The sequence below is a fragment of the Streptomyces sp. NPDC045287 genome, from assembly GCF_056432325.1.
In genome coordinates this window covers 732,166-755,357 of sequence record NZ_JBWKJG010000001.1, presented here as the reverse complement: position 1 = coordinate 755,357, position 23,192 = coordinate 732,166, and the positions used below count along the sequence as shown (strand labels likewise).

Below are 23,192 nucleotides of genomic sequence, written 5' to 3'. Positions count from 1 at the left end.
AACTCGCCACCCGCTACAAGGCCGGAGTCCACCTCGCCTCACTCATCCTCTGGCTCCGCGAACCCAACCAAGATCCTTTGTCAGACAGGACCTAGGCGCCGCGCGGCCCGGGCGGTTTCAGTGGAGGCTGCGGACGTCCAACTGGTGCAGCACCCGGTCGACGACCTCCGGGTCGGCGCCCGGCTCGGCGCGGGCGGCCAGCACCTCGTGGCGGGCCGCCGACAGCATGTCGTGCTGGACGCGCTGGACGGTCTCCAGGCGCCGCGCCCGCCGCTCGTACGCCGCCCGCCTCTCCTCGTCGACCACGTCGGGGCTGATCCTCGCCCCGATGTCGAACGCCAACCGCCGCAACTGCTCCACCAGGTCGTCCGGCAGCTCCTCGGCCTGCTGGATCTCCTTCAGGCGCCGTTTGGCGGCGAGGGTGGCGCGCAGCGCGAGGTCGCGCTCCAGCCACCGCTCCGCGTCGCTGTCGGCGCGCACGCCGAGCCGCCCGACCAGCCAGGGCAGGGTGAGGCCCTGGAGGACCAGCGTCACCATGATCACGCAGAAAGCGATGAACAGGATCTCGTCGCGGGCCGGGAACCCCTCCCCCGCGTCGGTGGTGAGCGGGATGGCCAGCGCCAGCGCGACCGACGCGACACCGCGCATGCCCGACCACCACATGATGACGGCCTCCCGCCAGCTCACCGGGATCTCCTCGGCCGAGGAGCCCGGCGTGTGGAGCCGCTTCGCCAGCCACGCGGCGGGCAGCAGCCACAGCAGCCGCACCCCGACGACGGTCGCGACGACGATCGCGCCCCAGCCGAGCATCCGCAGCTCGCGGCCCTCGGCCAGCCTGACCACCGTGCTCAGCTCCAGCCCGACGAGGCCGAACGCCACCCCGGTGACCAGGGTGTCGATGATCTCCCAGAAGGTGCGGCCCGTGAGCCGGCCCGTCACGTCGTCCGCGTCGAGGGTGTGCCCCGCCACGACGAGGGCCGTGACGAGGACCGCGAGGACGCCCGAGCCGTGCAGCTCCTCGGCGAGCGCGTACGCCGCGAACGGCAGCAGCAGGGTCATCCCGGTCCGTAGGATGGGATCGTCCAGCGCACCCGCGATCCGGCCGCCCACCTTGCCGAGGACCAGCCCGGTGGCGACGGCGACGACGGCGGACAGCAGCAGCTCCAGGCCGGCGTCCGTCCACGAGAACGCCCCGGCGACGACCGCGCCGACCGCCACGTGGTAGACGACGATGGCCGTCACGTCGTTGAACAGGCCCTCGCCCTCCAGGATGGAGACGAGGCGGCGCGGCAGGCCCACCGACCCGGCGACGGCGGTCGCGGCGACCGGGTCGGGCGGGGCGACGAGCGCGCCCAGCGCGACGGCGGCGGCGATCGGCAGCCCGGGAACGACCGTGTGCGCGACCGCGGCGACGGCGGCCGTCGTGACCAGGACGAGCGCCACCGCGAGCAGCAGGATCGGCCGCAGGTTCACCGTGAACTGCCGCCAGGACGTGCGCTGCACGGACGCGTACAGCAGCGGCGGCAGGACGAGCGGCAGGATGAACTCGGGCGGGACGTCGACGTTCGGCACGAACGGCAGCAGCGCCAGGACGACCCCGAGGAGCGTCATCAGGACCGGCGCGGGCAGCCCGAGCCGGTCACCGAGCGGAACGGTCAGCACGGCACCGAGCAGCAGAACGAGCAGGAGAGCCAGCTGGTCCACGGTGCGACACCCTCCGCCCGCTCACGAACACCAGGTCAGGGCTTCCACCCTGCCATGCGCACGTGCGGATCAGAGCGTGCGGCGCATCGCCAGGTGGGGTATTCCCGCGTCGGGGAACTCCGAGCCGTACGCCTCGTACCCCAGCCGCTCGTAGAAGCCCAGCGCGTGGGTCTGCGCGTGCAGGTCCACGGCCTTGAGGCCGCGCGCCCGCGCCGCCTCCTCGACGGCCCGTACGAGCGCCGCGCCCACGCCGAGGCCGCGGGCGCGGCGGGTGACGGCGAGGCGGCCGAGCGCGCCCACGCCGTCCTCACCGCCCGTGCGGTCCGCGGCGTCCGGCCCGTACAGGAGCCGGCCCGTGCCGAGGGCGACGCCGTCGTCGGCGCGGACGGCCAGGACGTGCACGGCCGTCGCGTCGTGCGCGTCGTACTCGATCTCCTCGGGGACGCCCTGCTCGACGACGAAGACCTCGCGGCGGACCGCGAAGGCCGCCTCGCGGTCCTCGTCGCTCACCGCCTCCCGTATCTCGTAGGCGTTCACGCGCTCTCCTCGGCGATGGTGTCCAGCGCGTACTGGAGGTCGGCGGGGTAGCCGCTCTCGAACTCGACCCACCGGCCGTCCGACGGGTGCTCGAAGCCGAGGCGCACGGCGTGCAGCCACTGGCGGGTGAGGCGGAGCCGCTTGGCGAGCGTCGGGTCGGCGCCGTACGTCAGGTCGCCGACGCACGGGTGGCGGTGCGCCGACATGTGGACGCGGATCTGGTGCGTCCGCCCCGTCTCCAGCTTGATGTCCAGCAGGGACGCGGCCCGGTAGGCCTCTATCAGGTCGTAGTGCGTGACGGACGGCTTGCCCTCGGCGGTGACCGCCCACTTGTAGTCGTGGTTCGGGTGGCGGCCGATGGGCGCGTCGATCGTGCCGCTCAGCGGGTCGGGGTGGCCCTGCACGAGCGCGTGGTACCGCTTGTCGACGACCCGCTCGCGGAACTGCGCCTTCAGCAGCGTGTAGGCCCGCTCCGACTTGGCGACGACCATCAGGCCGGACGTGCCCACGTCGAGGCGGTGCACGATGCCCTGGCGCTCGGCGGCGCCCGAGGTGGAGATCCGGTACCCGGCGGCGGCGAGGCCGCCGATCACGGTCGTGCCCGTCCAGCCCGGGCTGGGGTGGGCGGCGACGCCGACCGGCTTCATGATCACGACGATGTCGTCGTCGTCGTGCACGATCTCCATGCCCTCGACCGGCTCCGCGACGACCTGGACCGGCGCGGGGGCGCCGGGCATCTCGACCTCGAGCCAGGCGCCGCCCGTGACCCGCTCGGACTTGCCGACGACGGCGCCGTCGACGAGGACCTTCCCGGCGGAGGCCAGCTCGGCCGCCTTCGTGCGGGAGAAGCCGAACATGCGGGCGATGGCGGCGTCGACGCGCTCGCCCTCCAGGCCATCGGGAACGGGCAGCGTACGGATCTCGGGAATCGTGCTCACCCGTCGAGTATGCCTTGTCGGCGGCCGCGACCGGTCTGGCCTGTGGACAACCCGCGCGACCGCTCAGTCCCTGTGGACGGTCCCGTCCGGGTCCAGACCCCGGAAGGAGAGGATCACGATGAGGAAGCCGCCGCAGACGATCGCCGAGTCCGCGAGGTTGAACACCGCGAAGTGCGCGGGCGCGATGAAGTCGACCACGGCGCCCTCGAACACGCCCGGCGCGCGGAAGATCCGGTCCGTGAGGTTGCCGAGCGCGCCGCCCAGCAGCAGCCCCAGCGCGATCGCCCAGGGCAGGCTGTACAGCTTGCGCGCCAGCCGTACGATCACGACGATCACCGCGGCCGCGATCACCGTGAAGACGACGGTGAACGCCTCGCCGATGCCGAAGGCCGCGCCCGGGTTCCGCACGGCCTCGAACTTCAGCAGGCCCTCGATGACCACGATCGGATCGTGGTGCTCCAGCTTCGCCACGACGAGCATCTTGCTGCCGAGGTCCAGGAGGTAGGCGAGGAGGGCCACGGCGAGGAGCGCCACGACCCTGCGCCGTCCCCGGGGCCGCTCGGCGGGCGCCCCGGCCTCGTCGTCAACCTCCGGCGTACCGATGCCGTACTCCGCCTCTGTCACGTGAGTCCCTCAACCTAGGTACCTGACTGTGACGAGAGTACGGCACCCCCGTACGGGTCAGCCGCGCCGCTCCTGCTTCTGCTTGTCCTCCACGCACAGCGTGGCCCGCGGGAACGCCTGCATGCGGGCCTTGCCGATGGGCTTGCCGCAAACCTCGCACAGCCCGTACGTACCGGCGTCGAGCCGCTGGAGCGCGTGCTGGGTCTGCTCCAGGGTCGCGCGGGCGTTCGCCGCGAGGGCCATCTCGTGCTCGCGCGTGATGTTCTTGGTGCCCGTGTCGGCCTCGTCGTGGCCGGCGCCCTCGCCGGAGTCCCGCATCAGCCCGGACAGGGCCGCCTCGGACACGGCGAGCTCCTCCCGCAGGCGGCGGACCTCGCCCTCCAGCTCGGCGCGGGCCTCCGCGACCTCCTCCGGCGTCCACGGTTCCTCGCCCGGCCGTACGGCGAGCTCCCCGGGCGTCGCCTCCGCGACCCCGCGGGCCGTGGGCATGGCCACGCCGGCCGCCGTGGTCACGTCCGCAGTCTTCTTCGCTGCCACCGTCCTGGCTCCTGTCTGTTCGGCGTCGGCCGCACCCCCGGCGGCCCTCTTCCCACCCGTACGAGCGGCCCCAGCCGCTTTACCCACCACAGCGCCTCCGGACACCCCCGCGTCCGCTTCCCGACCGCGCGCGGCCCCGCCGACCGCCCCGGAAACGGCCGCCTTCCCGGCCGCGGCCCTCCCGACCTCGGCCTTCTTGGTCCCGCCCTTCCCGGCCACGGCCTTCTTGGCCCCGGCCTTCTTGACCCCGGTCTTCTTGGCGGGTGCCTCGTCCACCGCCGGCACCTTCCCGGCCGGCGCCCCCTCCGCGGCCGTCTTCCGGGCGGGCGTCCTCCCCGACGCGGTCTTCCGGGGCGCCGGCTCCGCCCGGGCGGCGGCCTTCCCGGCAGGGGTCTTCCCCGGTGGCGGCCCCTCGGCAGCCGCCTCCTCCCCCGGAGCCTTCCCCGCCGCCCGCTTCCGGGCGGCCGCTCCCCCGGACGGCGGAGCCCCGGCCGCGGACGTCGTGGCCTTCCCGCCGCCCTCGGGCCCGCCCGGGGCGGACCGCGCGGGCGCCGTCCCCTGGACAGCGGTCTTCTTCGCCACCATGCCGCGGCCCCTTCACATATTGTGATCTTGCTCGCGAATCGTGCTGGGACGATAAATCGACTTCGGCCCCGCGGCAACGGGGCACGCCGCCCGCACCGGAGACCCGGTACCCGACCAGGCGAGCCCGCAGCCCTTGTGCCCGGCCCGCCGGCCGGTAATCGGCCGCACGCCCCCGTCCGGCGAGCCGCCCGCACCGGTGCGCCCGTGCGGGTCGCGGCCGCCCTCCCGCCGCCCGCTCCGGAAAACCGTGTCGGCCGGTGTCCGTGCGGGCCCGTACACTGGGCGCAGCGAAAGGCGTGGATGGGGACCAGTAGCGTCGTACGCAGCCATGAGCGACCCGGGGACGGTGAGAGCCCGGGGGCGAGCCCGACGTGAAGCATCGCCCCGGAGCCGCCGGAAGAACGCCTTGGACCGTGGGCCCGCCCACGGGCGCAAGGTCAGTAGAACCGGCTTCGCGACCCGAATGAGGGGGCTGCCGGGCCCGCGTGCCCGGCGCCAAGGAGGGTGGTACCGCGGGAGCAGGCGCTCTCGTCCCTCCGACGGAAAGACGAACCTGTCCGCCGGAGGATTCGATGTCGCAGTACCGCCAGGTACCCGCCCAGGTCGACCTGCCCGCGCTCGAGCACGCCGTGCTCGATTTCTGGCGCGAGAGCAAGGTTTTCGCCAAGAGCCTGGAGCAGTCCGAGGGGCGCCCGGAGTGGGTGTTCTACGAGGGCCCGCCCACGGCCAACGGCATGCCGGGCGCCCACCACATCGAGGCCCGCGTCTTCAAGGACGTGTTCCCCCGCTTCCGGACCATGCGCGGCTACCACGTCGCCCGCAAGGCCGGCTGGGACTGCCACGGCCTGCCCGTGGAGCTCGCCGTCGAGAAGGAGCTGGGCTTCTCCGGCAAGAAGGACATCGAGGCGTACGGCATCGCCGAGTTCAACGCCAAGTGCCGCGAGTCCGTCACCCGGCACACCGACGCGTTCGCCGAGCTGACGACCCGCATGGGCTACTGGGTCGACCTGGACGACGCCTACCGGACGATGGACCCCGAGTACATCGACTCCGTGTGGTGGTCGCTGAAGGAGATCTTCGGCAAGGGCCTGCTGGTCCAGGACCACCGCGTCGCCCCCTGGTGCCCCCGCTGCGGCACGGGCCTGTCGGACCACGAGCTGGCGCAGGGCTACGAGACGGTCGTCGACCCGTCCGTCTACGTCCGCTTCCCGCTGACGTCCGGCCCCCTCGCGGGCGAGGCGTCCCTGGTGGTGTGGACGACGACCCCGTGGACGCTCGTGTCGAACACGGCGGTCGCCGCGCACCCCGACGTGACGTACGTGGTGGCCACGGACGGCCGGGAGAAGCTGGTCGTCGCCGAGGCGCTGCTGGAGAAGGCCCTGGGCGAGGGCTGGGAGGCCACGGGCCGGACCTTCACGGGCGCGGAGATGGAGCGCTGGACGTACCGGCGCCCGTTCGACCTGGTCGAGTTCCCGGCCGCGACCGACGGCGGCCCGGCGGCGCACTACGTGGTGAACGCCGAGTACGTCACCACCGAGGACGGTACGGGTCTGGTCCACCAGGCGCCGGCGTTCGGTGAGGACGACCTCAAGGTGTGCCGCTCGTACGGCATGCCCGTGGTGAACCCGGTCCGCCCCGACGGCACGTTCGAGGAGTCCCTCGGGCTCGTCGGCGGCGTGTTCTTCAAGAAGGCCGACGAGGCGCTGACCGCCGACCTGGACGCGCGCGGCCTGCTGTTCAAGCACATCGCGTACGAGCACAGCTACCCGCACTGCTGGCGCTGCCACACGGCGCTGCTGTACTACGCGCAGCCGTCCTGGTACATCCGCACCACGGCGGTCAAGGACCGGCTCCTGGAGGAGAACGAGGCGACCAACTGGTTCCCCGACTCCGTCAAGCACGGCCGCTTCGGCGACTGGCTGAACAACAACATCGACTGGGCGCTCTCCCGCAACCGCTACTGGGGCACGCCGCTGCCGATCTGGCGCTGCGAGGAGGGCCACCTCACGTGCGTCGGCTCGCGCGCGGAGCTGACCGAGCTGACCGGCACCGACCAGTCGGAGCTGGACCCGCACCGCCCGTACATCGACGACGTCACGTTCGGCTGCACCCACGAGGGGTGCGCGCTCACCGCGACCCGCGTGCCCGAGGTCATCGACGCCTGGTACGACTCGGGGTCGATGCCGTTCGCGCAGTGGGGCTACCCGTACCGCAACAAGGAGCTGTTCGAGAAGCGCTACCCGGCGCAGTTCATCTCGGAGGCCATCGACCAGACCCGCGGCTGGTTCTACACGCTGATGGCGGTCGGCACGCTCGTCTTCGACAAGTCGTCGTACGAGAACGTCGTGTGCCTGGGCCACATCCTGGCCGAGGACGGCCGGAAGATGTCCAAGCACCTCGGCAACATCCTCCAGCCGATCCCGCTGATGGACCAGCACGGCGCGGACGCGGTCCGCTGGTTCATGGCGGCCGGCGGCTCCCCGTGGGCGGCCCGCCGGGTCGGCCACGGCACGATCCAGGAGGTCGTCCGCAAGACGCTCCTCACGTACTGGAACACGGTCGCGTTCCAGGCCCTGTACGCGCGCACGGCGGGCTGGGCCCCGTCCGACGCCGACCCGGCCCCGGCCGAGCGCACGGTCCTGGACCGCTGGCTGCTGAGCGAGCTGCACGCGCTGACCGACCAGGTGACGCAGGCGCTGGAGGCGTACGACACGCAGCGCGCCGGCAAGCTGCTCTCCGCGTTCGTCGACGACCTGTCGAACTGGTACGTGCGCCGGTCGCGGCGCCGGTTCTGGCAGGGCGACAAGGGCGCGCTGCGCACCCTCCACGAGGTCGTGGAGACCGTCACGCGCCTGATGGCGCCGCTGACCCCGTTCATCACCGAGCGGGTCTGGCAGGACCTGGTGGTGCCGGTGACGCCGGACGCCCCGGAGTCGGTGCACCTGTCGACGTGGCCCGAGGCGGACCCCTCGGCGGTCGACCCGGTGCTGTCGCAGCAGATGGCGCTCGTCCGGCGGCTGGTCGAGCTGGGCCGCGCCACGCGCGCGGAGTCCGGCGTGAAGACCCGGCAGCCGCTGTCCCGGGCGCTGGTCGCCGCGGCCGGCTTCGACTCGCTGACGCCAGAGCTGCACGCCCAGATCACCGAGGAGCTGAACGTCTCGTCGCTGGCGTCCCTGTCCGAGGTGGGCGGGTCGCTGGTCGACACGACGGCCAAGGCCAACTTCCGGGCGCTGGGCAAGCGGTTCGGCAAGGGCGTCCAGGACGTGGCCAAGGCGATCGCGGCCGCGGACGCGGCGGCGCTGTCGCTGGCGCTGCGGGAGGGCGGGGCGACGCTGGACGTCAACGGCGAGACGATCACGCTCACGCCCGAGGAGGTCATCATCACCGAGACCCCCCGCGAGGGCTGGTCGGTGGCCTCCGACGCGGGCGCGACGGTCGCGCTGGACCTGGAGATCACCCCGGAGCTGCGGCTGGCGGGGCTGGCGCGGGACGCGATCCGGCTGATCCAGGAGGCGCGGAAGAACAGCGGCCTGGACGTCGCGGACCGGATCGCGCTGCGCTGGTCGTCGACGGACGCGGAGGTCGCGTCCGCCCTGGAGGAGCACGCGGGGCTCATCGCGGAGGAGGTCCTGGCCACGGACTTCGCCCGGGGTGAGGGCGACGGGACCTTCGGCGAGCCGTTCGCGGACGAGGCGCTGTCCCTCGTCTTCCGCCTCCGCAAGGCGTGACACGAGGGGGCGACGGCCCCGGAAGGAGAGAGCCCCGGCCCGCGCGGCCGGGGCTCTCCCGTCCCCCGCGGCGACCGCGCCGGCACCCCTGACGGCGGTGGCCGCGGAAGCCGCTCCGGAGACGAAAAGGCCCGGGGGTCCAGGACGGGTGTCCTGGGCCCCCGGGTACGGGCCGACTGCCGTTCGGCTCCTAGTTGTCGTCCTCGTCGATGAGGAAGCCGCGCATCGGCGACGGGGCCTGCTGCATCGGCTGCGGGGCCTGCGGCCGCACCGGTGCCATCGGCTGCGTCATCGCCGGCGACATCTGCTGCTGGCTGCCGTACGACGGGGCGCCGCCCATCGTCGGGGAGCCGCCCATCGACTGGTTGCCACCGTACGACGGGCCGCTCGCGCCGGCCGACGCCATCGACGGGGACGGCGGCAGCGACGGAGCCGCGGACGGCGTGCGCGGCGGGGCCAGCGACTCGTCGCCCTGGCTCTCCAACTGGCGCAGCTGGCTCTCCAGGTACGACTTCAGCCGCGTGCGGTACTCGCGCTCGAAGCCGCGCAGGTCCTCGACCTTGCGCTCCAGCGTGGCGCGGGCGGACTCCAGGGAGCCCATCGCGACGCGGTGCTTCTCCTGCGCGTCCCGCTCCAGCGCGTCGGCCTTGGCGCGGGCGTCCCGCTCCAGGCCCTCGGCGCGCGACCGGGCCTCACCGACGATCTTGTTGGCCTCGGAGCGGGCCTCCGCGATCGCCTGGTCGGCAGTCTGCTGGGCCAGCGACAGAACGCGCGCAGCGCTGTCGCCGCCGGGCCCCTGCTGGGGCATCCCCGGGCCGTGACCACCCATGGGTCCACCCATCGGGCCGCCCATGGGGCCGCCCTGCATGGGTCCGGGGCCGTGCGGACCCTGCGGTCCGCCGTGGCTGGGACCGGCCGGCAGCTGAGGGGCACCACCGGGCAGTTGGGGCGGACCCATCTGCGGGGGCTGCTGCTGGACCGGCGGACCGGATATGGCGGCGGGCACCGGACCGCCGGGACCGACCGGGCGCTCCTGCTGCTCCGGCGGTTTGCGCATCGCCTGCTGCTGGTTCTGCGCGGCGGCGCGCGTCGCGGCGGCCAGCTTCGCGCGCAGGTCCTCGTTCTCCCGGAGCAGGCGGGTCAGCTCGGCCTCGACCTCGTCGAGAAAGGCATCGACCTCGTCCTCGTCGTAGCCCTCTCGGAGACGGACGGTCGTGAACTGCTTGTTCCGCACGTCCTCGGGGGTCAGCGGCATCTCTTCTTCACCTCTACGTAGTCGTCGGCAGTCGGCAGGACCGTATCGCTCACACCCTCATCGCGAAGCTACCCACGATGTTGAGCAGGATGTAGACGATGATCATCAGAACGAAGAAGGACAGGTCGAGTGCCACGCCCCCGAGACGCAGCGGCGGGATGAACCGCTGCAGAAGCTTCAGTGGTGGATCGGTGACAGTGTAGGTGGCCTCCAGGACGACCACCATCGCCTTGCCGGGTTCCCATGAACGGGCGAACTGGAAGACGTACTGCATGACCAGCCGGAAGATCAGCAGGATCAGGAAGCACATCAGCGCGATGTAGATCACCTGTAGTGCGATACCCATCCCGCGTTCCCTCTCCCCTGGCTCTCTGTACCGGCCTTGCGGCCGGGCCGTTCCCGGTGTCGTGTCTCAGCTCTGGTTGAAGAATCCGCCCTCTGCGATGCGGGCCTTGTCCTCCGCCGTGACATCGACGTTAGCAGGCGACAACAGGAACACCTTCTGCGTCACTCGCTCAATGCTGCCATGCAGCCCGAAGACGAGACCGGCGGCAAAGTCGACAAGTCGCTTCGCGTCCGTGTCATCCATCTCCGTGAGGTTCATGATCACGGGCGTGCCCTCGCGGAAGTGTTCCCCGATGGTACGGGCCTCGTTGTAGGTCCGCGGGTGCAGCGTGGTGATGCGGTAGGGCTCCCGCTCGGACACGACCTTGGGCATGATCACCGGTGCGCTCTTCTCCAGGCTCGGGCGTTCAGGTGTGATGGACGCCACGGGGGCGATTCGGGCGGGTCGCCCGCTTTCAGCGGGAAGCGGAACGGGCTCGCGTTGCACTGGGGGTTGCACTACCGGCGCACGGACCGGCTCTTCGCGCTCCACCTGACGGGGGGGCTGGTGGTGGCGCCGGTCACGCTCGGGCTCCGGCTCGAGTTCGGGTTCGAAATCGTCATCGGGGTCGAACCCCCGGCCGTCGTACCCATCGTCCTCCACGAGGCCGAGGTAGACCGCCATCTTGCGCATCGCGCCGGCCATTCTCCGATTCCTCCGCTCTGTGGTGGATCGGCAACGTCGGGTCGCGCCCGCGATCCACTGGGCCTGTCCGCCATTCGGCGGAAATGACCATATTTTCTACTGTGGTCCGACTTGCTTCGCGACGTTACCCGAGCCGGGGTCGGTCTCCGAGTACCGCCGTACCGATGCGTACATGTGTCGCCCCCGCCGCCACCGCGTCCTCGAGGTCGGCGCTCATCCCCGCCGAGACCATGGTCGCAGCGGGGCGGGACGCGCGCAGACGCGACGAGCATTCCATCAGCCGGTCGAAGGCCGCGCGTTGCCGCCCCGCGTACGGCCCGACCAGCGGCGCCACCGTCATCAGCCCGCCGAGCCGGAGCCCGGGCGCGCCGTCGACCGCGGCCGCCAGTTCCTCGACGCCTCCGGGGGCGACGCCTCCGCGCGCCCCCCGCTCGCCCGCCTCGGCGTCGAGCGCGACCTGGATCAGGCAGTCCAGCTCCCGCCCGGCCCGCACGGCCGCCGCCGACAGTGCGGAAACCAGCTTCAACCGGTCGATCGACTGCACAACCTGGGCATAACCGGCCACCGATCGCACCTTGTTGGTCTGGAGCTGACCGACGAAGTGCCACGTCAGATCGAGATCCGCGCACGCGGCGGCCTTGGGGGCCGCGTCCTGGTCCCGGTTCTCCGCGACGTGGCGGACGCCGAGTTCGTGGAGGAGGCGGACGTCGCTCGCGGGGTAGGTCTTGGTGACCACGATCAGGGTCACGTCCTCGCGTGCGCGCCTGGCCGCCGCGCAGGCCGCGGCGATGCGCTCCTCCACCCGTGCGAGGTTCTCGGCGAGTTCGGTCCTGCGGTCCGTCATGTCCTATCCGTCCAACCAGACATATCCCGCGAGTCGCCCTGTCGTGCGGTCGCGGCGGTACGAGAAGTGGTCGCCCGACTCGCGGGTGCAGACCTCGGAGGCCCGCCTGTCCCGGATCCCCATCCGCTCCAGCTGGGCGTGGACCCCGGCGACCACGTCGACGGCCGGGGTTCCCCAGGAGGTCTCGGCCCGGGCGGCCGGCTCGACGGCGGCGACCTCGTCCCGCAGGGCCGCCGGGACCTCGTAGCAGCGTCCGCAGACGGCGGGGCCGGTCCTGGCGACGATCCTGGACGGTTCCGCCCCGAGGCCGACCATGGCCTCGACCGTTGCCGGGACGACCCCGGCGACCATGCCGGGGCGCCCCGCGTGGGCCGCGGCCGCGACCCCCGCGACCGGGTCGGCGAGGAGGACGGGGACGCAGTCCGCGGTCAGGACCGCGAGCGGGAGGCCCCGCCGGGCGGTGACGACGCCGTCACCCTCCGGCACCTCCGCCCGGGCCGGCCAGGGCCCGTCGACCACGTGGACGGCCCGGCCGTGCACCTGGTGCATCCAGACGACCAGCCCGGGGTCGACGCCCAGCCCGACGGCCGCGATCTTCCGGTTCCGCCGTACGGCGGCGGGGTCGTCGCCCACGGCGCCGCCGAGGTTGAGCTCCTCGTACGGAACGGCGCTCACCCCGCCCCACCGGTCGGTGAAGGCGAAGTGCGCGCCGTCCTCGGTGTCGTACCGCTCTATCACGTCAGGGTCACTTCGTGGCCGTCACTTCAGGAAGTCCGGGACGTCCAGCTCTTCGGCCTGGCTGTCCGGGTACGGGCGCGTCGTCGGGATCGACGGCGGCGTGACGGTCGAGAGCGGGGTCTCGACCGGGGCCGGGGCGGGCTCGACCGGAGGGGCCGGGGGCTCCTCGCGGACCGGGACCGTGCCGAGGCCGCCGCTCGCGGAGCGGACGGGGTCGGAGACGCGGGGCGCCGGCGCGGCCGGCTCCTCGCGCTTGACCGCCGAGGCGCCGAGCACGTTGTCGCGCCGGGCGGGCGGCTGGCCGCCGTCGAAGCCGGCCGCGATGACCGTGACCCGCACCTCGTCGCCCAGGGCGTCGTCGATGACGGCACCGAAGATGATGTTGGCTTCGGGGTGGGCGGCTTCGCTGACCAGTTGGGCGGCCTCGTTGATCTCGAACAGGCCGAGGTCGGAGCCGCCGGAGATGGAGAGCAGCACGCCCCGGGCGCCGTCGATGGACGCCTCCAGGAGCGGCGAGGAGATCGCCATCTCGGCGGCGGCCACGGCGCGGTCGTCGCCGCGGGCGGAGCCGATGCCCATGAGCGCCGAACCGGCCTCCGACATGACCGACTTGACGTCGGCGAAGTCGAGGTTGATCAGGCCCGGGGTCGTGATGAGGTCCGTGATGCCCTGGACGCCCGAGAGCAGCACCTGGTCGGCGGACTTGAACGCGTCGAGCACGCTGACCTGGCGGTCCGAGATGGACAGCAGCCGGTCGTTGGGGATGACGATGAGGGTGTCGACCTCTTCGCGGAGCTCGGCGATGCCGTCCTCCGCCTGGTTCGCGCGGCGCCGGCCCTCGAAGGTGAAGGGGCGGGTGACCACACCGATGGTGAGCGCGCCGAGGGAGCGCGCGATGTTCGCGACGACGGGTGCGCCGCCGGTTCCGGTGCCGCCGCCCTCGCCGGCGGTGACGAAGACCATGTCGGCCCCCTTGAGGACCTCCTCGATCTCCTCGCGGTGGTCCTCTGCCGCCTTGCGGCCGACTGCCGGGTTGGCCCCGGCCCCGAGGCCGCGGGTGAGTTCGCGGCCGACGTCCAGCTTGACGTCGGCGTCGCTCATCAACAGGGCTTGTGCGTCCGTGTTGATGGCGATGAACTCGACGCCCTTGAGACCGACCTCGATCATTCGGTTGATGGCATTGACACCACCGCCGCCGACACCGATGACCTTGATGACTGCGAGGTAGTTCTGCGGTGCTGCCACGTCGAAGGCCTCTCGCCTCGAGTTACGTGCCGCCGCTTCGCGCTGCGTGGCGCGCCGCGACGGCGGATGCCGAAGGGACGGTCCGAACCGCCGACCCAAACCCTAACGTTGAAGTTTAGGGTTACTAGTGTGCCTGCTCCCTGCACTCTTCCGAACAGGACACTAAGTCGGCAAGCGGCGCACGTTCAACGAACACGCCGAACCTCCCGTTTTTCTTTTCACCCTATGTGATCACCCATAGCGCTGACCAACCAGGGTGCTGGCCAGCACGTATGTGCGTCAACTCCGCGACGCCGCAGGGGCGCTCGGGGCGCTCACGTCGAAGTGCCCCGCTTTGGGTACCGCTTTCATCAGCGCGAGGAGCGCGCGCGCCTTCGCCTCGCGCTCCTCTCCGCTCCCCCAGAACACCGTGCGGCCGTCCGCCAGCTCCAACGTGAGGGAGTCGTACGAGCGGACGCGGACGGACCGGAGGTCGCGACCGATCCGCTCCGGGAGCCCGGTCACCACGCCCACTGCCTCGCGGGTCAGCCGGTCCGCGCCGAAGCGGCGCAGACTGGGCGACCGCCCGGCGGGCAGGTGGAGGAGGGGGACCCCGGCGGGCGCGGTGTCGACCGTGGCGTAACGGATGCCCTTCGCGTCCACTTCGATGTGTTTTCCGCCCTGTTGAACCAGGAGGACGGGTCGGCGTTCGGTCACTTCGAGACCGATCCCGTTCGGCCACGAGCGGACGGCCTCGACCGAGTCGATCCGCGGCAGGGCGCGGCGCAGCCGCTCCTCGATGGCTTCCGTGTCGACGGAGACGAGCGGCGAGCCGCCGGGGACGGCCGCCGCGGAACGGACCTGCTCCGGCGGGAGGACGCGCGTGCCGGAAACGGAGACGTGGTCGACCCGCAGCCACGGGGAGCCGTAGAGCAGCCAGACCGCCCCGCCGGTGAACGCGAGGGCGGCGAGGGCGGGGAGCAGGACGCGGGGGCGCACCCGGAAACGGCGCGCGCCCCCGCCGGGCTCCGGACCGGGGCCCGTGGAGGACCGGCCCGGCGGCGCGCCCGCGGCCCCCTTGGCGCCGCGCTCGGCGGCCGTCGGTCCGGCCATGCTCCCTGCCCTGCCCTTCCCTGAGCCGGGGCGCGCCCCTACCGGCGTGCCGCGATCGCCTCGTGGACCATGCCGACGAGCAACTGGTCGGCGTCCCGGCGGCCGAACTCGGCGGCGGCGCGGGACATCTCGTACAGCCGGTGCGGATCGGCGAGCACGGGCAGGACGTTGCCCTGGACCCACTCGGGGGTCAGCTCGGCGTCGTCGACCAGCAGGCCGCCGCCGGCCTTGACCACCGGCTGGGCGTTGAGCCGCTGCTCGCCGTTGCCGATGGGCAGCGGGACGTAGGCGGCGGGCAGCCCGACGGCGGAGAGTTCGGCGACGGTCATCGCGCCCGCGCGGCAGAGCATCATGTCGGCCGCGGCGTACGCGAGGTCCATCCGGTCCACATACGATACCGGGACATAGGGCGGCATACCGGGCATGTTGTCGACGTGTGGCACCTCGTTCTTCGGGCCGACCGCGTGCAGGATCTGGATGCCGGACCGCTGGAGCACCGGGGCGGCCCGCTGGACCACCTCGTTGAGGCGGCGGGCGCCCTGCGAACCGCCGGAAACCAGCAGCGTGGGCAGGTTGGGGTCGAGGCCGAACGCCGCGCGCGCCTCGGGGCGCACCCGGGCGCGGTCGAGGGTCGCGATGGAGTGGCGCAGCGGGATGCCGATGTACCGGGCGTTCCGCAGCTTGCTGTCGGGCGTGGCGACGGCGACCGCGGAGGCGTACCGGGAGCCGATCTTGTTGGCCAGGCCGGGCCGGGCGTTGGCCTCGTGGACGACGATGGGCACACCGAGCCGCTTGGCGGCCAGGTACCCGGGCAGCGCCACGTAGCCGCCGAAGCCGACGACGCAGTCCGCCTTGGTGCGCTCCAGGATCTGCTCGGCGGCCTTGATCGTGCCGCGCAGCCGCCCGGGAACGGTGATCAGCTCGGGGGTGGGCTTGCGCGGCAGCGGTACGGCGGGGATGAGCGCCAGCTCGTAACCCCGCTCGGGCACGAGCCGGGTCTCCAGGCCCCGCTCCGTGCCGAGGGCCGTGATCCCCACGGTCGGGTCCTGCCTGCGCAGGGCATCCGCGAGGGCGAGCGCGGGCTCGATGTGGCCGGCGGTCCCCCCGCCGGCGAGTACGACATGCACCGAAATTCACCGCTCTCCGGACGGACGCTTCTTGACGCGCCGTCGCATCGACATCCAACTCACCCCGGCCCGGCCGCCGAAACGGGGCTCGCGGCCGGCCAGGGCCGCTTTCGCGGCGGGCTCGTCTCGCGCGAAGGCGATCAGCAACCCGACGGCGAACATGGTCGGCAGCAGGGCGGATCCCCCGTAGGAGAACAGCGGGAGGGGGACACCGGCGATCGGCAGCAGGCCGAGCACCGCACCGATGTTGACCACGGCCTGAGCCGTGATCCAGGTGGTCACACCTCCCGCGGCGTACCTCACGAAGGGGTCCTCCGTGCGTCCGGCCACGCGAATACCCGCATAGCCTAGAGCCGCGAACAGGGCGAGCACCGACAGCGTCCCCGCCAGCCCCAGTTCCTCCCCGGTGATGGCGAAGATGAAGTCGGTGTGCGGTTCGGGGAGTTGGCCCCATTTTTCCACACTCGCCCCCAACCCGGAACCGAACCATCCGCCGGACGCCAGGGCATAGATGCCATGGACGGCCTGCCAGCAGGCGTCCCCCGGGCCGGGGTCCGTGGCCCCGAGGCAGGCGACCCGCGCCATGCGGTTGTCGTTGCCCCTGACCAGCACCACGCCGATGACGGCGGCGACGCCCAGGACGCCGGCGAACAGCCGCGTGGGCGCGCCGGTCAGCCACAGCAGGCCGAAGAGGATGGCCGTGAGGATGATCGCCGTCCCCATGTCGCCGCCCAGCATGATCAGCCCGAGCAGCAGGAGCGCGCCGGGCACGAGCGGCACGAGCAGGTGCTTCCACTGCGTGAGCAGCCGCTTGTCCTGCTTCCTGGCGAGCAGGTCCGCGCCCCACAGGATCAGCGCCAGCTTGCCGAACTCGCTGGGCTGGAGCTGGAAGGGGCCGCCGAGGTACAGCCAGTTCTGGTTGCCGTTGACCGCGTGCCCTATCCCCGGGACCTGGACCAGGACCATCAGGAAGACCGTGGCCACGAGCAGCGGGTAGGCCAGGGCGCGGTGCAGCCTGACCGGCATGCGGGAGGCGAGCAGGAGCAGGGCGGTGCCGATGGCGGCGGCGACGAACTGCTTGCGGAAGAAGTACGTGGCCGGCAGGGACAGCTCCAGCGCCTTGATGATCGACGCCGAGTAGACCATGACGAGGCCGAGCACCGTGATCAGCATGCTGGCGCCGAGGATCACGTAGTACGCCGTGAGCGGGCGATCCCAGGCGCGGCGCGCCCGCTCGTACAGGCCCCGCACCCCCGCCCCGCGAGGCGGCCGGGGCGCGCCCCGCGACCGCGTGCCGGCCCTCCCGCGCGGTACGGCGGCCTTGCGGGGGCCCGTCGTACGGGTGCGCGGGGCGAATCCGGGTGCGGGGGGCGGCCCGGGCGCCCACGCCCCGGCGGCGGCCTGCGGGCGCGGTACGGCGCCCGGGACCAGGTCCGCGAGGCGCCGGCCCGTGGCCGCGAGCCGTACGGCCAGGGCGTCGGCGGCTGCCCGGGCCCGCACGGGTGCGGGCGCCGGGGCTGCGGTGTCGTCGGCCGGCATGGTCGCTGTCCCCTCCAGTCGTGTCCGGCGCCGCCGGACCTGTCGGCTGGTCAGGCGTCCCCGGCGGCGAGTGCGCGGACGGCGTCCGCGAACGCCTCACCCCGCTTGTTGTAGTTGACGAACATGTCCATCGAGGCGCAGGCCGGGGCGAGGAGCACCGTGTCCCCCGGCCGGGCGAGCCGCGCCGCCTCCCGGACCGCCGCCGCCATCGCCCCAGTGTCTGTCCGGTCGAGGTCGACCACCGGCACCTGCGGGGCGTGTCGCGCGAGGGCTTCGCGGATCAGGGCGCGGTCGGCGCCGATGAGGACGACGCCGCGCAGCCGCTCCGCCGACTTCGCGACGAGCTCGTCGAACGTGGCGCCCTTGGCGAGGCCGCCGGCGATCCAGACGACCGGGTCGTAGGAGGCGAGCGACGCCTCCGCGGCGTGCGTGTTGGTGGCCTTGGAGTCGTCGACGTACGCGACCCCCTCGACCTCCGCGACGTACGCGATGCGGTGGGCGTCGGGGCGGAAGGCGCGCAGTCCCTCGCGGACGGCCGCCGGCTCCACGCCGAAGGCGCGGGCGAGGGCCGCCGCGGCGAGCGCGTTGGCGATGTTGTGGGGGGCGGGCGGGTTCACGTCGGAGACCTGCGCCAGCTCCTGCGCCTGCTTCTGGCGGTTCGGGACGAACGCGCGGTCCACGAGGATGTCGTCGACGAGGCCGAGCTGGGACGGGCCGGGCGTGCCGAGGGTGAAGCCGATCGCGCGGCAGCCCTCCTCCACGTCGGCCTCGCGGACCAGGTCCTCGGTGGCCTTGTCGGCGGCGTTGTAGACGCAGGCGACGGTGTTGCCCTCGTAGATCCGGCCCTTGTCGGCGGCGTACGCCTCCATGGAGCCGTGCCAGTCGAGGTGGTCCGGGGCCAGGTTGAGCACGGCCGCGGAGTGGGCGCGCACGCTGGGTGCCCAGTGGAGCTGGTAGCTGGAGAGCTCGACGGCGAGGACGTCGTACTCCTCGTCGCCGAGGACGGCGTCGAGGAGGGAGACGCCGATGTTGCCGACGGCGGCGGTCCGCAGCCCGGCCGCCTCCAGGATGGAGGCGAGCATGCGGACCGTCGTCGTCTTGCCGTTGGTGCCGGTGACCGCGAGCCAGGGGGCGGGCTTCCGGCCGCCGAGGCCGCGGAGCTGCCAGGCCAGCTCGACGTCGCCCCAGACGGGGACGCCGGCCGCCCCGGCGGCGGCGAACAGCGGCTTGTCGGGCCGCCAGCCGGGGGCGGTGACGATCAGCTCGGTGCCCTCGGGGAGCGTGTCGCCGTCCCCGAGGCGGACGGTGATCCCCTCGGCCTCCAGCTCGGTCGCCTGGGCGCGGGCGCGCTCGTCGGCGCCGTCGTTGACGACGGTGACGCGCGCGCCCAGGCCGCGCAGGACGCGGGCGGCGGGCACGCCGCTCACGCCCAGGCCGGCGACGGTGACCTTCCTGCCCTGCCAGTCCGCTGTGTCGGTGCTCACTTGTCGGCTGCCCATCCCGCGTAGAAGAGGCCCAGACCCACGATGACGCACATGCCCTGGATGATCCAGAAGCGGACCACGACGAGGACTTCCGACCACCCCTTGAGTTCGAAGTGGTGCTGGAGGGGCGCCATGCGGAAGACGCGCTTGCCGGTCAGCCGGAAGGAGCCGACCTGGATGATCACGGAGAGGGTGATCAGGACGAAGAGGCCGCCGAGGATCGCCAGCAGCAGCTCCGTGCGGGAGCAGATGGCGAGGCCGGCGAGGGCGCCGCCGAGGGCGAGCGATCCGGTGTCGCCCATGAAGATCTTCGCGGGTGAGGTGTTCCACCACAGGAAGCCGAAGCAGGCGCCCATCAGCGCGGAGGCCACGACGGCGAGGTCGAGCGGGTCGCGCACCTCGAAGCAGGCGTTCGGGTTGGTGAGCGTCTCGGCGTTGGCGCAGGACTCCTGGAACTGCCAGAGCCCGATGAACGTGTACGCGCCGAAGACCATCACCGACGCGCCGGTGGCGAGGCCGTCCAGGCCGTCCGTCAGGTTCACGCCGTTCGACATCGCCAGGATCATGAACAGCGCCCAGACCACGAACAGCACCGGGCCGATGGTCCAGCCGAAGTCGGTGATGAACGACAGCTTGGTGGAGGCCGGGGCCAGTCCGCGCTTGTCGGAGAACTGCAGCGCGAGCACGGCGAAGGCGATGCCGACGATCAGCTGGCCCGCCATCTTGGCCTTGGCCCGCAGGCCGAGCGACCGCTGCTTGACGATCTTGATGTAGTCGTCGAGGAAGCCGACCAGGCCCATGCCGGCCATGAGGAACAGCACCAGGAGGCCCGAGTACGTCGGGTCCTCGCCGGTGATGACCTTGGCCAGGGCGTACGCGATGATCGTGGCCAGGATGAAGGAGATGCCGCCCATGGTGGGCGTGCCCTTCTTGCTGCCGTGCGTGCGCGGGCCGTCGTCCCGGATGAACTGCCCGTATCCCTTGCGGGCCAGGAGCTTGATCAGCAGCGGCGTGCCGATCAGTGTCAGGAAGAGCCCGATGGCTCCCGCGAAGAGGATCTGCCTCATCGGCCGGCGACCTCGCCCTCGGTGGTGTTCTCGAGCAGTGCCTGGGCGACCCGCTCGAGCCCGACCGACCTGGAAGCCTTCACCAGCACGACGTCACCCGGACGCAGTTCACTGCGCAACAGGTCGATCGCCGCCTGCGCGTCGGACACGTGCACCGACTCCTCACCCCACGAACCCTCGTTATATGCGCCCAGTTGCAGCCAGGACGCTTCCCTGCCCCCGACTGCGACGAGCTTGCCGACATTGAGCCGGACGGCGAGCCGTCCGACCGCGTCGTGCTCGGCGAGCGCCTCGTCGCCGAGCTCGGCCATGAGGCCGAGCACCGCCCACGTGCGCCCCCCCTTGGCCCGTGCGGCCTCGCCCATGGCTGCCAGCGCGCGCAGGGCGGCCCGCATGGACTCGGGGTTCGCGTTGTAGGCGTCGTTGACGATCGTCACACCGTCCGGACGCTCGGTGACCTCCATGCGCCAGCGGGAGAGGGAGCCCGCCTCGGAGAGCGCGGCGGCGATCTCGTGCACGGGCATGCCCAGCTCATGGGCGACGGCGGCCGCGGCGAGCGCGTTCGACACGTGGTGCTCACCGTACAGGCGCATGGTCACGTCGCTGCACCCGGTGGGTGTGTGAAGGCGGAAAGAGGGCCGTCCGTTCTCTGTGAGACGGACATTTTCGGCGCGTACGGACGCTTCCTCGGACTCGCCGAAGAAGACCACGCGCGCCGCGGTGCGGGACGCCATGGCCTTCACGAGCGGGTCGTCGGCGTTGAGGACGGCCACGCCGCCCTCCTCGGCGGGCGGGAGGGCCTCGACGAGTTCGCCCTTCGCCTGGGCGATCCGCTCGCGTCCGCCGAACTCGCCGATGTGGGCGGAGCCCACGTTGAGGACGAGGCCGACGCGGGGCGGGGTCAGCTCGGTGAGGTACCGGATGTGGCCGACACCGCGGGCGCCCATCTCCAGGACGAGGTGCCGGGTCTCCTCGGTGGCCCGCAGGGCGGTGACCGGGAGGCCGATCTCGTTGTTGAGGTTGCCGGCAGGCCAGACCGTGGGCCCCTGGCGCTGGAGGAGCTGCGCGATGAGGTCCTTGGTGCTGGTCTTGCCGGCCGAGCCCGTCAGGGCGACGACGGTGGTCCCGAGCCGCTCGACGACGGTACGGGCGAGCGCGCCGAGGGCGGCGGTCACGTCGGGCACGACGACGGCGGGGACGCCGACGGGACGGGTGGCCAGGACGGCCACCGCTCCGGCCGCGACGGCGCCTTCGGCGTAGTCGTGCCCGTCGACGTTCTCACCGGCGAACGCGGCGAAGAGACTGCCGGGCTCGACCTGGCGGGAGTCGTAGACCACGGAGCCGGTGACACGTGCCGCCGGATCCGGTATGTCGTACGTCTGCCCGCCGACGATTTCGGCGATCTCGGTGAGGGAGAGGGCGATCACTTCTTCATCCCTGACTGTTCTGGATGGCTTCCCGCAAAACCTGGCGGTCGTCGAAGGGCCGTACCACGCCTGCGATGTCCTGGCCCTGCTCGTGGCCCTTGCCCGCGACCAGCACGGTGTCGCCCGGCCGCGCGCGGGCCACGGCGGTGGCGATGGCGGAGGCCCGGTCGGCGTCGACGAGGACGGTGCCCCGCTCGTGGGCGGGCACCTGGGCGGCGCCGGCGAGCATGGCGGAGAGGATCGCGAGGGGATCCTCGGAGCGCGGGTTGTCGGAGGTCAGCACGGCGGTGTCGGCGAAGCGCGCCGCGGCGGCGCCCATGGGGCCGCGCTTGGTGACGTCGCGGTCGCCGCCGCAGCCGAGGACGATGTGCAGCCTGCCCTCGGTGACCTTGCGCAGGGAGCGCAGCACGGACTCGACGGCGTCGGTCTTGTGGGCGTAGTCGACGACGGCGAGGTACGGCTGGCCGGCGTCGACGCGCTCCAGCCGGCCGGGGACGCCCGACACGGCGGCGACGCCGTCGGCGGCCGTCTGCGGGTCGATCCCGGCGACGGCGAGGGCGACGACGGCGGCGAGGGTGTTGGCGACGTTGAACGGGCCGGGCAGCGGCGCTTCGGCGCTGATCCGCTCGTCCTTGGGGCCGACGATGGTGAAGGTGCTGCCGAGGGGGCCGCTGCGGACGTCCTCGGCGCGCCAGTCGGCGTCCGGGTCGCCGTCGGCGGAGAAGGTGACGACGGGCACGGTCGCCTCGGTCACCAGCCTCCTGCCGTAGGCGTCGTCGTAGTTGACGACCCCCTGGCGGGAGCGGCGCGGCGTGAACAGCTGCGCCTTGGCCTGGAAGTAGTCCTCCATGCCGGAGTGGAACTCCATGTGCTCCGGGCTGAGGTTGTTGAAGACGGCGACGTCGAAGACGCAGCCGTCGACCCGACCGAGCACGAGGGCGTGGCTGGACACCTCCATGGCGACGGCCTCCACGCCGCGCTCCCGCATGACGGCGAACAGGGCCTGGAGGTCGGTGGCCTCGGGGGTGGTCCGCTCGGACTTGACGCGCTCGTCGCCGATGCGCGTCTCGACGGTCCCGATCAGCCCGGACCTGCGTCCGGCGGCCCTGAGGCCGCCTTCGACGAGGTACGCCGTGGTGGTCTTGCCGGACGTTCCGGTGATGCCGATCCGCAGGAGGTCGTCGCCGGGGCGGCCGTAGATATCGGCGGCGAGTTCGCCCATCCGGCCGCGCGGGTCGTCGACCACCAGGACGGGCAGGCCGGCCGCGGCGGCGCGGTCGGCTCCCGCCGGGTCGGTGAGGATCGCGACGGCGCCGAGGCCGGCCGCCTGGGCGGCGAAGTCGGCCCCGTGCAGCCGGGCGCCCGGCAGCGCGGCGTACACGTCCCCGGGGCGTACGGCCCGGGAATCGTGGGTGATGCCGGTGACCTGCCCCTCGAACGGCCGGTGCGGCTCGTGCGGAGCGGGGGCGCCCAGCCGGGCGGCCAGTTCGCCGAGGGGCGTGGGGCGGACCTGGACCGGACGGGGCGCTCCCGGCTGTTTCGCGGGGGCGTCCTGGTCGGTGGTTCGGGACTGATCAGGGTGGGGCACGGCGGTGAGCGTACCGGGCGCACCCGTGATCGGGCTAAATGAGGCCGCCGGGTCGCGGTCGGCGCCGGATCGGTTCCCGGGGTCGGGCGTGATCGTTGTCACT

General features: G+C 72.6%; 19 protein-coding genes. 1 reads left to right on the top strand and 18 read right to left on the bottom strand.

Annotated features, from left to right (window positions below; genetic code table 11):
• Window positions 1-117: 117 nt before the first annotated feature.
• The 5 genes from AC07D6_RS03315 to AC07D6_RS03295 form a co-directional block, all read right to left on the bottom strand.
• Complete coding sequence (locus AC07D6_RS03315) at window positions 118-1,704, bottom strand: Na+/H+ antiporter (RefSeq protein WP_479041515.1); 1,587 nt, start codon at window positions 1,702-1,704, stop codon at window positions 118-120.
• A 69-nt stretch (window positions 1,705-1,773) separates the two neighbouring features.
• Window positions 1,774-2,241 carry a GNAT family N-acetyltransferase gene (locus tag AC07D6_RS03310; RefSeq protein WP_479041513.1) on the bottom strand — a complete coding sequence of 156 codons (468 nt, stop codon included), beginning with the start codon at window positions 2,239-2,241 and terminating at the stop codon, window positions 1,774-1,776.
• Entirely contained in the window at window positions 2,238-3,179 is a 942-nt protein-coding gene (locus AC07D6_RS03305) for an RluA family pseudouridine synthase (protein WP_315876558.1), read from the bottom strand. The genes AC07D6_RS03310 and AC07D6_RS03305 overlap by 4 nt, the downstream gene beginning before the upstream one ends.
• A 63-nt stretch (window positions 3,180-3,242) precedes the next feature.
• Window positions 3,243-3,803, bottom strand: coding sequence for a signal peptidase II (gene lspA / locus AC07D6_RS03300; protein WP_315876560.1), 561 nt, complete (start codon window positions 3,801-3,803; stop codon window positions 3,243-3,245).
• Between the two features lie 57 nt (window positions 3,804-3,860).
• Window positions 3,861-4,340: a TraR/DksA family transcriptional regulator gene (locus AC07D6_RS03295; RefSeq protein ID WP_315876562.1), complete on the bottom strand. Its 480-nt coding sequence runs from the start codon at window positions 4,338-4,340 to the stop codon at window positions 3,861-3,863.
• A gap of 1,157 nt (window positions 4,341-5,497) precedes the next feature.
• Between AC07D6_RS03295 and ileS the strand changes: the two genes are divergently transcribed.
• Entirely contained in the window at window positions 5,498-8,653 is a 3,156-nt protein-coding gene (gene ileS, locus AC07D6_RS03290) for an isoleucine--tRNA ligase (RefSeq protein ID WP_479041509.1), read from the top strand.
• A 190-nt stretch (window positions 8,654-8,843) separates the two neighbouring features.
• Here the strand turns inward: ileS and AC07D6_RS03285 are convergent, their stop codons facing one another.
• The 13 genes from AC07D6_RS03285 to AC07D6_RS03225 form a co-directional block, all read right to left on the bottom strand.
• Entirely contained in the window at window positions 8,844-9,908 is a 1,065-nt protein-coding gene (locus AC07D6_RS03285) for a DivIVA domain-containing protein (protein ID WP_315876565.1), read from the bottom strand.
• Between the two features lie 49 nt (window positions 9,909-9,957).
• Entirely contained in the window at window positions 9,958-10,254 is a 297-nt protein-coding gene (locus AC07D6_RS03280; protein ID WP_315876567.1) for a YggT family protein, read from the bottom strand.
• Window positions 10,255-10,320: 66 nt separating this feature from the next.
• Complete coding sequence (locus AC07D6_RS03275) at window positions 10,321-10,938, bottom strand: cell division protein SepF (RefSeq protein WP_315876569.1); 618 nt, start codon at window positions 10,936-10,938, stop codon at window positions 10,321-10,323.
• A 124-nt stretch (window positions 10,939-11,062) separates the two neighbouring features.
• On the bottom strand, window positions 11,063-11,782 hold the full coding sequence (locus AC07D6_RS03270; RefSeq protein ID WP_479041506.1) for a YggS family pyridoxal phosphate-dependent enzyme: 720 nt from the start codon (window positions 11,780-11,782) through the stop codon (window positions 11,063-11,065).
• Window positions 11,783-11,785: 3 nt separating this feature from the next.
• Complete coding sequence (gene pgeF / locus AC07D6_RS03265; RefSeq protein WP_479041504.1) at window positions 11,786-12,520, bottom strand: peptidoglycan editing factor PgeF; 735 nt, start codon at window positions 12,518-12,520, stop codon at window positions 11,786-11,788.
• Between the two features lie 21 nt (window positions 12,521-12,541).
• Window positions 12,542-13,765 (bottom strand): cell division protein FtsZ, encoded by a 1,224-nt coding sequence (gene ftsZ / locus AC07D6_RS03260; protein WP_479041502.1) that lies wholly within the window; start codon window positions 13,763-13,765, stop codon window positions 12,542-12,544.
• A 279-nt stretch (window positions 13,766-14,044) separates the two neighbouring features.
• Entirely contained in the window at window positions 14,045-14,857 is an 813-nt protein-coding gene (locus AC07D6_RS03255; RefSeq protein ID WP_479041500.1) for a cell division protein FtsQ/DivIB, read from the bottom strand.
• 38 nt (window positions 14,858-14,895) lie between these two features.
• The gene (murG, locus tag AC07D6_RS03250) at window positions 14,896-15,984 is read right to left on the bottom strand and encodes an undecaprenyldiphospho-muramoylpentapeptide beta-N-acetylglucosaminyltransferase (RefSeq protein ID WP_315876578.1); all 1,089 of its coding nucleotides are present in this window, start codon (window positions 15,982-15,984) and stop codon (window positions 14,896-14,898) included.
• Window positions 15,985-15,990: 6 nt separating this feature from the next.
• Window positions 15,991-17,523, bottom strand: coding sequence for a putative lipid II flippase FtsW (ftsW, locus tag AC07D6_RS03245; protein WP_479041497.1), 1,533 nt, complete (start codon window positions 17,521-17,523; stop codon window positions 15,991-15,993).
• 50 nt (window positions 17,524-17,573) lie between these two features.
• Window positions 17,574-19,022, bottom strand: a complete 1,449-nt coding sequence (gene murD / locus AC07D6_RS03240; RefSeq protein ID WP_479041495.1) for a UDP-N-acetylmuramoyl-L-alanine--D-glutamate ligase — start codon at window positions 19,020-19,022, stop codon at window positions 17,574-17,576.
• Window positions 19,004-20,074 carry a phospho-N-acetylmuramoyl-pentapeptide-transferase gene (gene mraY / locus AC07D6_RS03235; protein WP_315876583.1) on the bottom strand — a complete coding sequence of 357 codons (1,071 nt, stop codon included), beginning with the start codon at window positions 20,072-20,074 and terminating at the stop codon, window positions 19,004-19,006. The genes murD and mraY overlap by 19 nt, the downstream gene beginning before the upstream one ends.
• Window positions 20,071-21,501, bottom strand: a complete 1,431-nt coding sequence (locus AC07D6_RS03230; RefSeq protein ID WP_479041492.1) for a UDP-N-acetylmuramoyl-tripeptide--D-alanyl-D-alanine ligase — start codon at window positions 21,499-21,501, stop codon at window positions 20,071-20,073. Before AC07D6_RS03230 ends, mraY begins: the two co-directional genes overlap by 4 nt.
• A gap of 4 nt (window positions 21,502-21,505) precedes the next feature.
• Window positions 21,506-23,191, bottom strand: a complete 1,686-nt coding sequence (locus tag AC07D6_RS03225) for a UDP-N-acetylmuramoyl-L-alanyl-D-glutamate--2,6-diaminopimelate ligase (RefSeq protein ID WP_315876587.1) — start codon at window positions 23,189-23,191, stop codon at window positions 21,506-21,508.
• Window position 23,192: the final 1 nt, after the last annotated feature.

What these genes read in the sequence shown, in the direction of transcription:
- AC07D6_RS03275 (WP_315876569.1), bottom strand. Translation starts at nt 10,938, where the DNA reads ATGGCCGGCGCGATGCGCAAGATGGCGGTCTACCTCGGCCTCGTGGAG.
- ileS (WP_479041509.1), top strand. Translation starts at nt 5,498, where the DNA reads ATGTCGCAGTACCGCCAGGTACCCGCCCAGGTCGACCTGCCCGCGCTC.
- AC07D6_RS03280 (WP_315876567.1), bottom strand. Translation starts at nt 10,254, where the DNA reads ATGGGTATCGCACTACAGGTGATCTACATCGCGCTGATGTGCTTCCTG.
- AC07D6_RS03285 (WP_315876565.1), bottom strand. Translation starts at nt 9,908, where the DNA reads ATGCCGCTGACCCCCGAGGACGTGCGGAACAAGCAGTTCACGACCGTC.
- AC07D6_RS03270 (WP_479041506.1), bottom strand. Translation starts at nt 11,782, where the DNA reads ATGACGGACCGCAGGACCGAACTCGCCGAGAACCTCGCACGGGTGGAG.
- mraY (WP_315876583.1), bottom strand. Translation starts at nt 20,074, where the DNA reads ATGAGGCAGATCCTCTTCGCGGGAGCCATCGGGCTCTTCCTGACACTG.
- ftsW (WP_479041497.1), bottom strand. Translation starts at nt 17,523, where the DNA reads ATGCCGGCCGACGACACCGCAGCCCCGGCGCCCGCACCCGTGCGGGCC.
- murD (WP_479041495.1), bottom strand. Translation starts at nt 19,022, where the DNA reads ATGGGCAGCCGACAAGTGAGCACCGACACAGCGGACTGGCAGGGCAGG.
- AC07D6_RS03255 (WP_479041500.1), bottom strand. Translation starts at nt 14,857, where the DNA reads ATGGCCGGACCGACGGCCGCCGAGCGCGGCGCCAAGGGGGCCGCGGGC.